This is a genomic window from Nocardioides luti, from assembly GCF_014212315.1.
GTDB classification, from domain to species: Bacteria; Actinomycetota; Actinomycetes; order Propionibacteriales; family Nocardioidaceae; genus Nocardioides; species Nocardioides luti.
Map to the genome: position 1 here is coordinate 384,662 of NZ_JACKXE010000002.1, position 13,591 is coordinate 398,252.

Annotated in this window: 14 protein-coding genes and 2 riboswitches; of the genes, 3 read left to right on the forward strand and 11 right to left on the reverse strand. The window is 72.9% G+C overall.

Features of this window, described 5'->3' with window-relative positions; all coding sequences use genetic code 11:
- Window positions 1–38: 38 nt before the first annotated feature.
- From H5V45_RS22925 to thiE, 9 genes are all read right to left on the reverse strand, one after another.
- Window positions 39–512 (reverse strand): histidine phosphatase family protein, encoded by a 474-nt coding sequence (locus H5V45_RS22925; RefSeq protein WP_185255001.1) that lies wholly within the window; start codon window positions 510–512, stop codon window positions 39–41.
- A gap of 149 nt (window positions 513–661) precedes the next feature.
- A complete protein-coding gene (gene bluB, locus H5V45_RS20850) occupies window positions 662–2,362 on the reverse strand; it encodes a 5,6-dimethylbenzimidazole synthase (RefSeq protein WP_185255002.1) in 1,701 nt (566 codons plus the stop codon).
- Between the two features lie 11 nt (window positions 2,363–2,373).
- Window positions 2,374–4,050, reverse strand: a complete 1,677-nt coding sequence (gene thiC, locus H5V45_RS20855) for a phosphomethylpyrimidine synthase ThiC (protein ID WP_185255003.1) — start codon at window positions 4,048–4,050, stop codon at window positions 2,374–2,376.
- Window positions 4,050–4,850: a bifunctional hydroxymethylpyrimidine kinase/phosphomethylpyrimidine kinase gene (thiD, locus tag H5V45_RS20860; protein WP_185255004.1), complete on the reverse strand. Its 801-nt coding sequence runs from the start codon at window positions 4,848–4,850 to the stop codon at window positions 4,050–4,052. The genes thiC and thiD overlap by 1 nt, the downstream gene beginning before the upstream one ends.
- Window positions 4,847–5,431, reverse strand: coding sequence for a thiamine phosphate synthase (locus H5V45_RS20865; RefSeq protein WP_185255005.1), 585 nt, complete (start codon window positions 5,429–5,431; stop codon window positions 4,847–4,849). Before H5V45_RS20865 ends, thiD begins: the two co-directional genes overlap by 4 nt.
- Window positions 5,428–6,186, reverse strand: coding sequence for a thiazole synthase (locus tag H5V45_RS20870; protein WP_185255133.1), 759 nt, complete (start codon window positions 6,184–6,186; stop codon window positions 5,428–5,430). The genes H5V45_RS20865 and H5V45_RS20870 overlap by 4 nt, the downstream gene beginning before the upstream one ends.
- An 11-nt stretch (window positions 6,187–6,197) precedes the next feature.
- The gene (gene thiS / locus H5V45_RS20875; protein ID WP_185255006.1) at window positions 6,198–6,398 is read right to left on the reverse strand and encodes a sulfur carrier protein ThiS; all 201 of its coding nucleotides are present in this window, start codon (window positions 6,396–6,398) and stop codon (window positions 6,198–6,200) included.
- Window positions 6,389–7,543 (reverse strand): glycine oxidase ThiO, encoded by a 1,155-nt coding sequence (gene thiO, locus H5V45_RS20880; RefSeq protein ID WP_221634667.1) that lies wholly within the window; start codon window positions 7,541–7,543, stop codon window positions 6,389–6,391. The genes thiS and thiO overlap by 10 nt, the downstream gene beginning before the upstream one ends.
- Window positions 7,540–8,115, reverse strand: coding sequence for a thiamine phosphate synthase (thiE, locus tag H5V45_RS20885; protein WP_221634668.1), 576 nt, complete (start codon window positions 8,113–8,115; stop codon window positions 7,540–7,542). The genes thiO and thiE overlap by 4 nt, the downstream gene beginning before the upstream one ends.
- Before the next feature lie 48 nt (window positions 8,116–8,163).
- Window positions 8,164–8,273: riboswitch (TPP riboswitch) on the reverse strand.
- Between the two features lie 58 nt (window positions 8,274–8,331).
- A riboswitch (cobalamin riboswitch) is annotated at window positions 8,332–8,532 on the forward strand.
- A gap of 100 nt (window positions 8,533–8,632) precedes the next feature.
- Between thiE and H5V45_RS20890 the strand changes: the two genes are divergently transcribed.
- From H5V45_RS20890 to H5V45_RS20900, 3 genes are read left to right on the forward strand one after another with little or no spacing between them, the layout of a single operon-like run.
- The gene (locus H5V45_RS20890; RefSeq protein WP_185255007.1) at window positions 8,633–9,421 is read left to right on the forward strand and encodes a nitrite reductase; all 789 of its coding nucleotides are present in this window, start codon (window positions 8,633–8,635) and stop codon (window positions 9,419–9,421) included.
- Entirely contained in the window at window positions 9,418–10,095 is a 678-nt protein-coding gene (locus tag H5V45_RS20895; RefSeq protein WP_221634669.1) for a precorrin-8X methylmutase, read from the forward strand. Before H5V45_RS20890 ends, H5V45_RS20895 begins: the two co-directional genes overlap by 4 nt.
- Window positions 10,092–11,660: a precorrin-2 C(20)-methyltransferase gene (locus tag H5V45_RS20900; RefSeq protein ID WP_185255008.1), complete on the forward strand. Its 1,569-nt coding sequence runs from the start codon at window positions 10,092–10,094 to the stop codon at window positions 11,658–11,660. Before H5V45_RS20895 ends, H5V45_RS20900 begins: the two co-directional genes overlap by 4 nt.
- On the opposite strand, the gene cobM is transcribed toward H5V45_RS20900, so the two are convergent.
- Together cobM and cbiE are read right to left on the reverse strand one after the other, a co-directional pair.
- Window positions 11,624–12,376 (reverse strand): precorrin-4 C(11)-methyltransferase, encoded by a 753-nt coding sequence (gene cobM, locus H5V45_RS20905; protein WP_185255009.1) that lies wholly within the window; start codon window positions 12,374–12,376, stop codon window positions 11,624–11,626. The two genes, H5V45_RS20900 and cobM, sit on opposite strands and share 37 nt — an antisense overlap.
- Window positions 12,373–13,587, reverse strand: a complete 1,215-nt coding sequence (gene cbiE, locus H5V45_RS20910; RefSeq protein ID WP_185255010.1) for a precorrin-6y C5,15-methyltransferase (decarboxylating) subunit CbiE — start codon at window positions 13,585–13,587, stop codon at window positions 12,373–12,375. The genes cobM and cbiE overlap by 4 nt, the downstream gene beginning before the upstream one ends.
- Between the last annotated feature and the right edge of the window lie 4 nt (window positions 13,588–13,591).

The following is a 13,591-nucleotide window of genomic DNA, read 5'->3' on the forward strand; positions in this document are numbered from 1 at the left end:
GCCGCCCTCGACGTTTTGTGTGGGTCAACATGGGTGAGTCATTCAGTACTGCGACGTGTAGCCATTTGTGCACGTCCAGCTCGAACCCGGAGTTGAACAACGAGGGCTTGGGCTTGCTGGGCCCTTGTTGCGTCCACCCGCAGGGTCACCACGGCGACTTGAAGCGCTCCGTCGGGCACTCGGTTCTTGAGACGCGAACCTCCGGCAACGGGCTCGACCAGTTGGTCGGCGTCCGTGCACTTGTCGACTGATTGAGCATCAGCCGAATGCCCGAGCCGTTCTCCCGGAGAGGTAACCCGACCGCCTCTAGGATGAGGTTGTCGTAGGTGACCACAACGAGCGGTCAACGGATGCCGCAATGTGTCGTCCCAGATCGCTTCGGCACTGTCGCTGCCTTGCCAGGTGCCGTAGTGACACTCGCACGACAACGGGTCAGTCTCCGGTTCGAGCCGCAGCGTCGTGCCGATGATGGCTGCGGCCTGCTGCGCCCGGATGATGTCCGAGGTCAGCAACCGTTCTGCCCCTCGTGCGAGACAGTTGGGATCCGCCTTCGACAGCTTGGCGGCGACCGCGCTCGGTCAGTTCCGTGGAGACGGTTCGGCTCTCCACGTGCCCGGCCGCGTTCCAGGTTGACTCCCCTGTTGGATCAGCAATAGCTCCGTCATGGCGCCGTGCGGCCGATCCCCTGGCGTAGCTTGAGTCCGCTGATCAGCATGGCGACCGCCAACGATGCTCCGACGCCCTCCCCGGCCCGGAGGCGCAGGTCGAGCAACGGTTCGAGACCCAGGTGCTCCAGGACGGCAGCGTGTGCGCGTTCGCGGCTGCGCTGGCCGGCTACGAGGTACGCCGCAGCACCGGGCTCGATGCGCACGGCGACCAGCGCCGCGACGCTCGTGGCGAGGCCATCCAGGACGCTGACCGCTCCGGTCGACGCGGCGCCGAGCACGGCGCCGGCGAGGACGCAGAACTCCGGTCCGCCGACGGCGGCCAGCACCTGCTCAGGGAGGAGCCGGTCCTCTCCGCTCCCTGCACGCATCCGCGCCACCGCGGCTTCCACGACTTCGGTCTTACGCCGCACCATCGTGGTGTCCGCGCCTGCCCCGAGCCCCACCACCTCGGCGGCGGACAGGTCGAGCAGCGCTGCTGCAAGAGCCGCAGCCACGGTGGTGTTGCCGATGCCGACCTCTCCGAGGGCCACCAGCCGGTGCTCCTGTCCTGCATCTGCCCCGCGTCGTCGGCCACGCTCGATCAGGCTTGAGACCTGTTCGGCGGTGAGGGCGTCGGTTGTCACGAGGTCACCGGTCGCCGAACCCGCGTCGACTACCTCGAAGTCGAGGCCGGCGGCTGCCGCGGCGACCGCACCGGCGGACTCCCCGACGTGGCTGGCCGCAATCACGTCCTCAGTCACGGAGTCGCGGTAGGCGGAGACGCCGTGGGCAGTCACCGGGTGCCGTCCGGCCACCAGCAGCAACCGGCCGGTGGGGGTATGGTGCGCGCGTCCCTGCATCGCGGCCTCGACCCGGTCGACGTAGCGGTCCAGCAGGCCGAGGGATCCCGGCGGCGAGAGCAGTACGTCGGCATGGTCCCGCGCTCCCACCACGGCGTCGTTCTGCGGGGCCCGCAGGTGCGAGGGCGGTGCCGGCGTGGTTACGCTCCACCGCTCGGCGAAGATCACGTCCTCGACCGGCTGACGCCGCGACCAGCCTGCCCGCTCCAGTCCCGGGGCGGGCGGCCGCTCGTCGGGCCACCCAAGGCAGAGCCAGCCCAGTGTGACCACTCCATCAGGCACGCCAACCAGACCCTCGAGGTCCTTCTGCTCGAAGAGGGTGACCCAGCCGATGCCCAGGCCCTCGGCGCGCGCGGCCAGCCAGAGGTTCTGGATGGCGCATGCGCACGACCACACATCGGCGTCGGGGAACGTCGCCCGGCCGAGCACCCCCGCAGCCGCCGTGCGCCGGTCGCAGGCGACGACCACGCCGAGCGGAGCCTCGCGGATGCCTTCGAGCTGCAGGTCGAGCAACCGCCGGCCCGCCTCGGGGTCCATCTGGCGGGCCTGACGCAGCCGCTGCTCGTCGGCCATCCGGGCGGCCCGGTCCCGGGTGGCCGGATCGGAGACCACGATGAACCGCCAGGGCTGGCTGTGCCCGACCGACGGCGCCATGTGTGCAGCCGCCAGCACACGGCGCACCGTCTCCGGGTCGACCGGGTCGGGCCGGAAGCGGCGTACGTCTCGACGGGCAGCGACGACGTCGTAGAACGTCTCCCGGGCGGTCTGCGGGAAGGCCCAGCCCTCGACCTCGGCGGCCCGCTCGGCCGCCGAGGTCTGGTCACCGAGGAGGGGTACCGGGCGGTTCCAGGTCATGGGGCGCGAGTCTAGGCAGGTTCCTCGACGTAGATCGATGAGCCCAGCTCCACGAACTGCGTGGACTTCTCCTCCATGCCGGCGGCCACGTAGTCGCGGACGTCCTGGCTGATGCGCATGGAGCAGAACTTCGGCCCGCACATGGAGCAGAAGTGCGCGGTCTTGCTGGCCTCGGCCGGTAGCGTCTCGTCGTGGAAGGACTCCGCCGTGTGCGGGTCCAGCGACAGTGCGAACTGGTCGTGCCAGCGGAACTCGAAGCGCGCCTTTGACAGCGCGTCGTCCCAGTCACGCGCGCCCGGGTGATCCTTCGCGATGTCCGCGGCATGGGCGGAGAGCTTGTAGGTGATCACGCCGGTCTTGACGTCGTCGCGGTTGGGCAGGCCCAGGTGCTCCTTGGGAGTGACGTAGCAGAGCATCGCGGTGCCGTGCATGGCGATCGCGGCCGCGCCGATCGCTGAGGTGATGTGGTCGTAGCCCGGAGCGATGTCGGTGGCCAGCGGGCCGAGGGTGTAGAACGGCGCGCCGTGGCACCAGTCCTGCTGGAGCGCGACGTTCTCCTCGACGAGGTTCAGCGGCACGTGGCCGGGGCCCTCGACCATCACCTGCACGTCGTGCTCCCAGGCCCGCTGGGTGAGCTCGGCCAGCGTGCGCAGCTCGGAGAGCTGGGCCTCGTCGTTCGCGTCCGCGGTGCACCCGGGGCGCAGCCCGTCGCCGAGGGAGAACGAGACGTCGTAGCGCGCGAATATCTCGCAGAGCTCGTCGAAGTGGGTGTAGAGGAAGTTCTCCTCGTGGTGGGCCAGGCACCAGCCAGCCATGATCGCGCCGCCACGCGAGACGATCCCCGTGATCCGCTGGGCGGTCAGCGGCACGTAACGAAGCAGGACGCCGGCGTGCACGGTCATGTAGTCGACACCTTGCTCGCACTGCTCGATCACGGTGTCGCGGTAGATCTCCCACGTCATTCGGGAAGCGTCGCCGTCGACCTTCTCCAGGGCCTGGTAGATCGGGACAGTGCCGATCGGAACCGGGGAGTTGCGCACGATCCACTCGCGGGTGGTGTGGATGTCGTCGCCGGTGGACAGGTCCATCACGGTGTCGGCACCCCAGGTCACGGCCCAGGTCATCTTGTCGACCTCCTCGGCGATCGAGCTCGTCACCGCAGAGTTGCCGATGTTGGCGTTGACCTTCACCAGGAAGCGCTTGCCGATGATCATCGGCTCGGCCTCGGGGTGGTTGACGTTGGCCGGGATGATCGCGCGTCCGGCTGCGACCTCGCTGCGGACGAGTTCGACGTCCATCCCCTCGCGGAGCGCGACGTACTGCATCTCCGGGGTGACCACACCTCGGCGGGCGTAGTGCATCTGGGTGACGTTGCGGCCCGGCTGCGCACGGCGCGGTCGTGCCCGGTGCCCGCGCCACTGCTCGCGGGCCTCCCCGCGGCGCACGGCCGCCTTGCCGTTGTCGAGCAGCTGGGCCTCGCGGCCGTCGTACTCCTCGGTGTCCCCGCGCTCCACGACCCAGGGTGTACGCAGCGCGGGCAGGCCGACCTCCGGGTCGCTGCCCGGACCGGCGGTGGCGTATCGGTCGAAGGTCTCGCCGTTGGTGAGCGCGACCCGGGTGAACGGCACGGCGACGTCGTCGCGCGATCCCTTGCGGTGGACGGTGCTGTGCGAGGGGTGGATGTGCATCAGTTCTCCTTGAGGGGTTGGGTGAACACGTGGGCGACCGGACCGCGACCGCAGCCGAGCACCCAGGGAGCAGAGACGGCGAGCGCCTCGGCCACGAAGGCCTGCGCTCGCCGGGCCGCGGCCTCGAGGTCAAGGCCTCGGGCGAGGTGGACGGCGAGGGCCGCGCTGTAGGTGCAGCCGGTGCCATGGTCGTTGGCCGTCGCGACGGCTGGATGCTCGAGCACGGTGACGACTCCGTCCCGGACGACCAGGTCGCGACAGGTGCCGCTCCCGGGCTCGCCGCCCGTCAGCACCACGGCCGGCCCGAGAGCGTGCACCGTGAGCGCCAGTTCCTCGGGATCGGTGTCTCGTGGCAGCCCGGTCAGCGCCGCTGCCTCGTCGCGGTTGGGAGTGACGACGTCTGCGCGCGGCAGCAGGACCTCGCGATACGCCCGGACCAGTGCCGCATCACCCAGGACGGCGCCGCTGGTCGCGACGAGCACCGGATCGACCACGAGCGGCAGGGATCCGGCGAGCAGGTCGGCGACGACGTGGGCGACCTCGGCGGAGCCGAGCATCCCGGTCTTCGCGGCAGCCACGGGAAGGTCGTCGAACACGGCACGGATCTGGGCACGCACGTCACCGGCGCCCATCGGGACCACACCGTGCACGCCGGTGGTGTCCTGCGCCGTGACGGCCGTGACGGCGCAGGTGCCGTGGACGCCGAGCGCGGCGAAGGTGGCCAGGTCAGCGGCGAGACCGGCGGCGCCGCCGGAGTCGGTGCCGGCGACGCTGAGGACCACGAGCGGTGTGGCCGTCACTGCTCCCCCAGCTCGGCGAGCAGCGCGGCGACGACGACGGCCGGGTCGTGGGCCCGCATCACGGCGCCCATCACCGCGACGCCGTGGGCGCCGGCCGAGCGCAGCCGGGCCGCCACCTCGGCGGAGACGCCGCCGAGCGCCAGCACCGGCAGGCCGTCGGCGGCCTCGACGGCACGGCGTACTCCCCCGGCGCCGAGCGCCGGACCGTAGCCCGGCTTGGAGGCCGTGGGCGCGACCGGCGAGATCGTCACGTAGGCCGCACCCTCCTCGGCGGCCCGCGCGACCGCGGCCTCGTCGTGGCAGGAGCGGCCGTGCGGCGGCCCCGCCGGTGCCGGGGCGGCCTGGTGGGCGGCGAGGTGCAGACCGGCCGCGCCGGGCAGGAGGGTGCGCGCCGAGATGACCTGCACGTGAGCCGCCAGCTCGTCCGCGAGGGCGGCGCGCGCCGGCTCGTCCAGGTCGAGCTCGCGCAGCACGACCGTCGTCGCGCCGGCCGCCGCGCACGAGGCGAGGGTCTCGACCAGGCCACGTCCCGGGAGCAGCTGCCCGCGGTCGGTGAGTAGGAGCAGCCTCGGCACCCTCACCGCCCCACCCGCCCACGCATCGGGCTCGAGGCCCGCGCCGTCTCCCGGCGCGGGATCCGCCCGGCCCGGCGGGCGAGCTGACCCGACTCGACGGCCAGGCTCATCGCGCGCGCCATCGCGACCGGGTCCTCGGCGCGGGTGACCGCGGTCGCCACGAGCACTGCGTCGCAGCCGAGTTCCATCGCGTGCGCCGCCTCGCTGGCGGTGCCGATCCCCGCGTCCAGGACGACCGGGACGTCCACCGCCGCCCGCACCGCCTCGATCGTGTGCGGGTCAGCGATCCCGCGTCCCGAGCCGATCGGGGAGCCCAGCGGCATCACCGCGGCACAGCCGACGTCGACCAGCCGGCGGGCGACGACCGGGTCTCCGGTCGTGTAGGGCAGCACCGTGAAGCCACGAGCCACCAGCGTCTCCGCGGCCTCGACCAGCTCGACGACGTCGGGCAGCAGGCTGACCTCGTCGCCGATCACCTCGAGCTTGACCCAGTCGGTGCCGAGCGCCTCCCGGGCGAGCTCGGCGGTCAGCACCGCCTCCTGGGCGCCGAGGCAGCCGGCAGTGTTGGGCAGCACCTGGACGCCGAGGTCGCGCAGGGTGGCCAGCAGGCTGCCCGTCCCGGTGTCGGAGGTACGCCGGACCGAGACCGTCACCAGACCGGGGCGCGCCGCCTCGACCACGCGACGCACGGTCTCCAGGCTGGTCAACCCGCCCGTGCCCAGCCACAGCGGGGCGAGCTGCACGCCCGCGACCTCGAGCATCTCCACGCCGCTCACCCGCCCTGGTGGGCGGTGACGACCTCGACGAGGTCGCCCTCGCGCAGCGGGATGGCCGGCCACTCGGCGGCGCGCACGACGCTGCCGTTGAGGGCGACGGCGACGCCGCGAGGGTCGGGGGCCACCGTCTCCAGCAGGCCGGTCAGCGCGGTGCCCTCGGGCAGCTCGTGCGGTCGTCCGTTCACGCTCAGGCGCATGGTTCCTCGTTCCGATCCGTGTCGCGGTCTGTGTGGCGGTCCGTGTCGTTGGGGCGGTCGAAGCGCTGGGGATTGAACGCCTGCGCCGCTGGCGGCACCGCGAGGCCGTCGACGTGGGCACGCACGGTCGCCGCGGTGACCGGCGCGAGCAGCACGCCGCCCCGGTGATGTCCACCGGCGAGCACCAGCCGGGCGCTCCCCGTGCCCGGCACCGGTCCGAGCAGCGGACCGTTGTCGGGGCTGCCGGGCCGGTCCCGGGCGACCACCTCGAGAAGCTCGGCGGTGGCGAGTCCGGGTATCAAGGCGCGCGCGGTCTCGAGCAGCCGGGCCACCCCGCCGAGGGTCGGCAGCGGGTCGCCGTCGTCGGCCGGGTGCTCCTCCTCGGTCGCGCCGATCAGCAGCTCCCCGTGCGCGCGCGGCACGACGTAGACCCGCTCCCCGTGGACGCGGGCCCGCAGCACCCGGGCCGGGCTCGGCCTGGACCGCAGCCGGACCGCCTCGCCGCGCACCGGGCGCACGTGCGGCATCCCGGTCGCGCCGGTGGCGAGCACCACCACCTCCGCTCGCAGACGGGAGCCGTCGTCCAGGACCACGCCGTCGGGCTCGGGGGTCGCGCGGGCACGAACCACCCGGTCGCCCAGCACCGCGAGTAGCGCGTCAGCGACCCGCCGCGGGTTGACATGGCGGTCGTCGGGCAGCAGCGCCCCGCCGACGACGCGCCCCGAGAGCATCGGCTCGGCCGCTCGCAGGGCCCGCCGGTCGAGCTCCTCCACCCGCACCCCGCTGGCGTCCAGCAGTCGGCAGGCACGGTGCACCTCGGCGAGGTCGTCGCGGTCGGCGGCGACGAGCACGGTGCCGGTCGAGCGCAGGTCGAGGTGGTGCCCCGACCGTTCCGCCAGCGAGGCTGCGAAGGCCGGCCACCTCGCGAGCGAGTCGATCCCCAGCCGCAGCAGTGCCTCCTCGCCGAACCATGCCTCGCCACCGGGCGCGAGCATCCCCGCGGCGGCGTACGTCGAACCGCCGCCGGGTCTGGGGTCGCAGACGGTCACGTCGTGCCCGGCCATGACCAACTCGTCAGCGCAGGCCAGCCCGATCACCCCGCCACCGACGACCACCACCCGGAGCCCGGGCGTCACCGGGCTCACGACGTGTGAACGAGCTCGGCGATCTCCCGGGCCGCGCCGGGTGGGTCGGGGTCCTTCCAGACGGCGGCGACCACGGCGACGCCATGGGCACCGGAGGTCATCACGTCGCGCACCCGCGCCGCGGTGATCCCCCCGATCGCGATCGCCGGGATCTCCCGTGCGGTCGCGGCGAGCACGTCGAGACCGAGGGGGTCAGGCAACCCGTCCTTGGTCGAGGTGGCGTGCACCGGACCCACCCCGGCGTAGTCGGCGCCCTCGGCCCGCGCTGCGATCGCGTGCTCCGGACCACGGCAGGTGGCACCGACCAGGAAGTCCACCGGGGCGAGCGCCCGCGCGTCCGCGACGGACAAGTCGTTCCGGCCGAGGTGCACCCCGTGCGCCCCGGCGGCGAGTGCGACGTCGAGGCGGTCGTTGACGATCACCCGCGTCCCCCGTGGCGCGAGCTCGGCCAGCAGCTCACGCGTCCAGGCGACGACCTCACGGTCACTGGCTTGCTTTGCACGGACCTGGACCGCGTCGACGCGCGGAGTGCCGACGGCGCCCTCGCCAACGACGGCGAGCAGGCGCGTCAACGCATCCCGATCGAGGGGTCCGAAATCGGTGATCAGGTGGAACCGTGGCAACACGTCGATCTCACTTCCTTCGCCGGCATGATCCGGAGCAGGTTCGACGGTCGGGGCGGCATCAGCCCCATCTCAGCCCGATGCATCGGGCTCCCGTGTGGATGCGGAGGACACTAGCACCGGACCGGTCCGTGCCCACGGGTGTCGTCCGCACGGGTGTGTTGGTAGCGTGCCGAACGCCAGTCAACCTCCCGTGGTCCGCCGCGGGGGCGCAGGGAACCCGGTGCGAATCCGGGACTGACGCGCAGCGGTAAGGGTGACGGGCGGGGCCCTGTCTTACGACAGCCACTGGACCGCGGGGTCCGGGAAGGCGTCCCGCACCGGGTGATCCCGAGTCCGAAGACCTGCTGGCCCTTGCGGCAACAGCCGCGAGGTCACTCGAGGACCCCGCGCACGGGTCCCTGACCTCAGAGGACCATCGGTGCCCCTCCCACCCGTTCGACTCCGCCGTGACCGGTGCCCCGGCGTGCTCCGCCCCTGGCCCGCCGACGACGGCGCACTGATTCGCCTGCGTCTGGCCGGCGGCCACCTCCCAGCCGGATCCCTTGAGATCCTCGCGCAGGTGGCGCACGACCACGGCGACGGGCAGGTCTACCTCACGGGGCGTGCCAACCTGCAGCTGCGCGCGCTGCCGTTCGTCGGCGGCCAGCTTCCTGACGAGGTGGTGGACGCCGTCGTGGGGACCGGTCTGCTCCCCTCGCGCAGCCACGAGCTCGCACGCAACCTGATGTGCTCCCCGCTCACCGGGATCTCCGGAGGTCGGGCCGACCTGCGGCCGGTGGTCCATGAGCTCGACGAGCGCCTCTGTGCCTTACCTGAACTGGCCGCACTGCCGGGCCGGTTCCTGTTCGTGCTCGACGACGGCCGGGGCGACCTCGTCGACCGCGAAACCGACCTCGGTGCCGTGGTCCTCGACGCGGACACCGCCCAGCTCAGGGTCGGCGCGGGCTGGGGTGCGGTCGTCCCACTGCCCGACGTCGCCGAGGAGTTGGTCCAGCTGGCCCACCGCTTCCTGCTGGAGCGCGGCCACGACGAGACGGCCGCCTGGCACGTCGCCGAGCTCGAGTCCCCGCTGGCGCCTCCCGCGCCAGGCGACGCCCGAGTACCCGCCGCCTCCGGCATCCCGTCGTACGACGGAGTGCTGCACGTGCCCGTCCCGGACGGCGTCCTCACGCCCGACCTCGTCGGCGACCTGGTCGGACCCGGTCACGACCTGGTGGTCACCCCGTGGCACGGCGTGGTGGTGACGCCATGACTGGCTCGATCGAGGGACCGGCCCGACCGGCCCGCCATTACGCCTACGTCGACCAGGGGTCCGCGATCTACGCCGAATCGTTCGCCACGATCCGTGCCGAGGCGCGGCTGGACGCGCTGCCCCCGGAGGCTGAGTCGGTGGCGGTGCGGATGGTGCACGGCACCGGGCAGGTCGACCTGGTCGACGATCTCGTCGTGCACCCGCGTCTGGTGCCTGCGGCGCGGACCGCGCTGGAGGCGGGGGCGCCGATCCTCACCGACGCCCACATGGTCGCCTCGGGGGTCACCCGCGCTCGACTCCCCCGCGACAACGACGTGGTCTGTCTGCTTCGCGACGCGCGCGTGCCCGACCTCGCGCGCCGGTGGGGCACCACGCGATCGGCCGCCGCGGTCTCGCTGTGGGTGCCGCTCCTCGAGGGAGCGGTCGTGGCAATCGGCAACGCTCCCACGGCGTTGTTCCACCTGCTGGAGCTGCTCGTCGAAGGGGCTCCTCGGCCCGCTGCGGTGATCGGCTGCCCGGTCGGCTTCATAGGCGCTGCGGAATCCAAGCAGGCGTTGGAGTCCTTCGCGGACGACCACGGTATCGACGTCCCCTTCCTCACCGTGCGGGGCCGCCGCGGCGGCTCGGCCATGACCGCCTCGGCGCTCAACGCGCTGGCCCAGGAGCAGGAATGACCACGCCAACTGGACACTTCTACGGCGTCGGGCTCGGCCCCGGCGACCCCGAGCTGATCACCGTCAAGGCCGCGCGGCTGGTCGCCTCCGCCGACGTCGTCGCCTACCACGCGGGCGTCGGCAAGCAGTCCAACGCGCGCCGCATCGCCGCCGACCTGATCCCGGCAGACGCGATCGAGGAGGAGCTGCGCTACCCAGTCACGACGGGCAGCACGGCCCACCCGGGGGGCTACGCCGGGGCGATCGCGGAGTTCTACGAGGAGTCGGCCGCCCGGCTCGCCACCCACCTCGAGGCCGGACGGACCGTCGTGCTGCTCGCCGAGGGGGATCCGCTGTTCTACGGGTCGTTCATGTACATGCATGACCGGCTCGCCGACCGCTTCCCTACCGAGATCGTGCCCGGGGTGCCCGCGTTCGCGGCCGCCACCGCCGCCGTCGCCTCACCCCTGGTCCGGCAGACCGATGTGCTCACGATTCTGCCGGGCACGCTGCCCGAGCCGGAGCTCGCGCGCCGCCTGGCCGACACCGACGGTGCGATCATCATGAAGCTCGGTCGCACGTTCCCGGCTGTGCGCTCGGCGCTGGAGCAGGCAGGCCGGCTCGAGCACGCGCTCTACGTCGAGCGGGCCTCGATGCCGGCAGAGCGCTGGCTGCCGGTGTCGGAGGTGGATCCTTCCTCGGTGCCTTACTTCTCGTTGATCGTGGTCACCGGTGACAGCCGCCATGCGGAGCCGACCGGTCGACGCGCAACGGTGCCGGCGACGGTCGCCGGCTCGACCGCCGGCGAGCTCCTCGTCGTCGGGCTCGGCCCGGGGCCGGACGCATGGATCACCCCGGAGGTAACCGAGGCGCTCGCGTCGGTGGACCACGTCGTGGGCTACGCGCCCTACGTCAACCGCGTCCCCCAGCGCGCAGGGCTGACCCGGCATGCCTCCGGCAACACCGTCGAGCTCGACCGCTCCCGGCTCGCTCTGGACCTGGCCCGTGCAGGGGAGAAGGTCGCGGTTGTCTCCGGCGGCGACGCCGGGGTCTTCGGGATGGCGGCGGCGGTGCTCGAGGCTGCCGAGGATCCGGCGTACGCCGACGTGGCCGTGCGCGTCCTGCCCGGGATGAGCGCCGTGCAGGCCGTCGCGGCGAGGGCTGGCGCCCCGATCGGCGGTGACTTCGCGGTGATGAGCCTCTCGGACCGACTCAAGCCGTGGTCGGTGATCGAGCGGCGGCTGCGCGCGGTGGCCGCGGCCGATCTGGTGCTGGCGATCTACAACCCCGCCTCGCGCTCGCGGACCAGCCAGGTCGTGGAGGCGCAGAAGGTGCTCCTCGAGCACCTGCCCACCGACACCGTGGTCGTGGTCGGCCGCGACGTCGGCCGGGGCGAGGAGTCGCTCGAGGTCACCACGTTGTCCGGTCTCGACGCCGCCTCGATCGACATGAAGTGCCTGCTGATCATCGGCTCGTCCGGCACCCGGCGGTCGGCGTCCGGGGCGGTGTGGACCTCGCGCTCGACCCCCACCGCCCCGGAGCCCTTCGCTCAGCCCAGCGACGAGCGATCACGTGCCGGGTCGTAGAGGAACGACTCCCCGCCACCGCTCGGGTCCAGCGCCCGCCCGACCAGGATCACCGCGGCCTGCCGGAGGCCCGCGTCCTCCACCTGGTCGGCGATGTCGGCGACGGTGCCACGCAGCACCTGCTCGTCGGGCTGGCTGGCGCGGTGGACAACGATCACCGGGCAGTCGGGGCCGTAGTCGCCCACGAGCTCGGCCATCGTCTCGCGCGTCCGGGTGATCGCGAGGTGCAGCGCAAGAGTGGCACGCGTGGCGGCGAAGCCGGCCAACGCCTCGCTCTCGGGCATCGCGGTGGAGCGGGCCTGGGCGCGGGTCAGGACGACGGACTGGGCCACCAGCGGGACGGTCAGCTCGCGACCGACGAGGGCAGCCGCGGCGGCGTACGCCGGGACGCCGGGCGTGACGTCCCACGGCACGCCGGCGGCCTCGAGTCGCCGAGTCTGCTCGGCGAGGGCGGAGTAGAGCGAGGGGTCACCCGAGACGAGGCGGACGACGTCGCGCCCGGTCGCGTGGGAGTCGACCAGCTCGCTGATGATCTGGTTAAGGTCGAGCGCTTGGGTGTCGACCAGCCGCGCCTCGGCGCGGCAATGGCCGAGCACCTCGGCGTCGAGGTAGGTGCCCGGATAGAGCACCACGTCGGCGGCACTCAGCATGGCGGCCGCGCGGAGGGTGATCAGGTCGGCGGCACCGGGGCCGGCGCCGACGAAGTGGATGGTCACGACTGCTCCTTGACGTAGGCCCACTGGATCACGGCCCGGGCCGGCGTCCAGCCGGTGAAGGTGCCGATCGGTTCGGCGTGCTCGACCGCGATGCGGGTCAGCTCGCCGCCGTGCTCGGAGTGCAGCCGCACCAGCAGCTGCTCGGTCTCCAGGGTGACGCCGTGCACCACAAGCCGGCCGCCTGGTCCTAGGGCAGCGAGGCACGTGTCGACGACACGGGCGCGGGTGGCACCGCCGCCGACGAAGACCGCGTCGGGCGCGGGCAGCCCGGTCAGGGCGTCGGGGGCACGGCCGTGCACGACCTCGAGATCGGGGACGCCCAGCGCGCCGGCGTTGCGGGCGATCCGCGCGGCCCGGTCGCTGTCGGACTCCACGCCGATCGCGCGGCACGACGGGTGCGCCCGCATCCACTCGATGCCGACCGACCCGGCGCCTGCGCCGACGTCCCAGAGCAGCTGGCCCGGGGCGGGCGCGAGGCGGGAGAGTGCCGACGCGCGGAGGTCGCGCTTGGTGAGCTGGCCGTCGTGCTCGTACGCCGAGTCGGGCAGACCGGGCGACCACGAGGCAAGACCCTGACCGACCACCTCGAGGGCGATCACGTTCAGGCGGGAGACCTCGCCCTCCCAGCCATCGGCCACGCCCTCGACGCGCGTCTCGTCCCCGCCCAGGTCGCCGAGCACGCTGATCCGGCTTGCGGGGTACCCGTGCTCGACCAGCAGACGCGCGACCACAGCGGGGGTGGTTTCGTCGGCGGAGAGCACGAGCACGCGTCGGCCTGGGGCGAGCGCGCGCAGCAGCAGCCGCGGGTCGCGTCCGACCAGGCTGACGACGTCGTGGTCCTCAGCGGCCCAGCACATCCGGGCGCGGGCCAGCGCCACCGAGGAGACGGCCGGCTCGACGTGCACCGCATCGGCGCCGAGCAGCTCGGCCAGCGTCGAGCCGATGCCGCTCACCAGAGGGTCACCGGAGGCGAGCGCGACGACGTCCAGGTCGGCGTACTTCGCCATCAGGCCGGGAAGACCGTCGCGCAGCGGGCTCGGCCAGGCTTCCCGCGCCTGCTCGGAGACGTCCGGCAGCAGGGCGAGGTGACGACGTCCGCCGAGCACCACCGCGGCGCCTTCCACCATCGTGCGCAGGCGATCCGGAACCCCGACCCACCCGTCGGCGCCGAGGCCGACGACGGTGATCCGCGGACGGCCGTTGGAGGTCATGGGG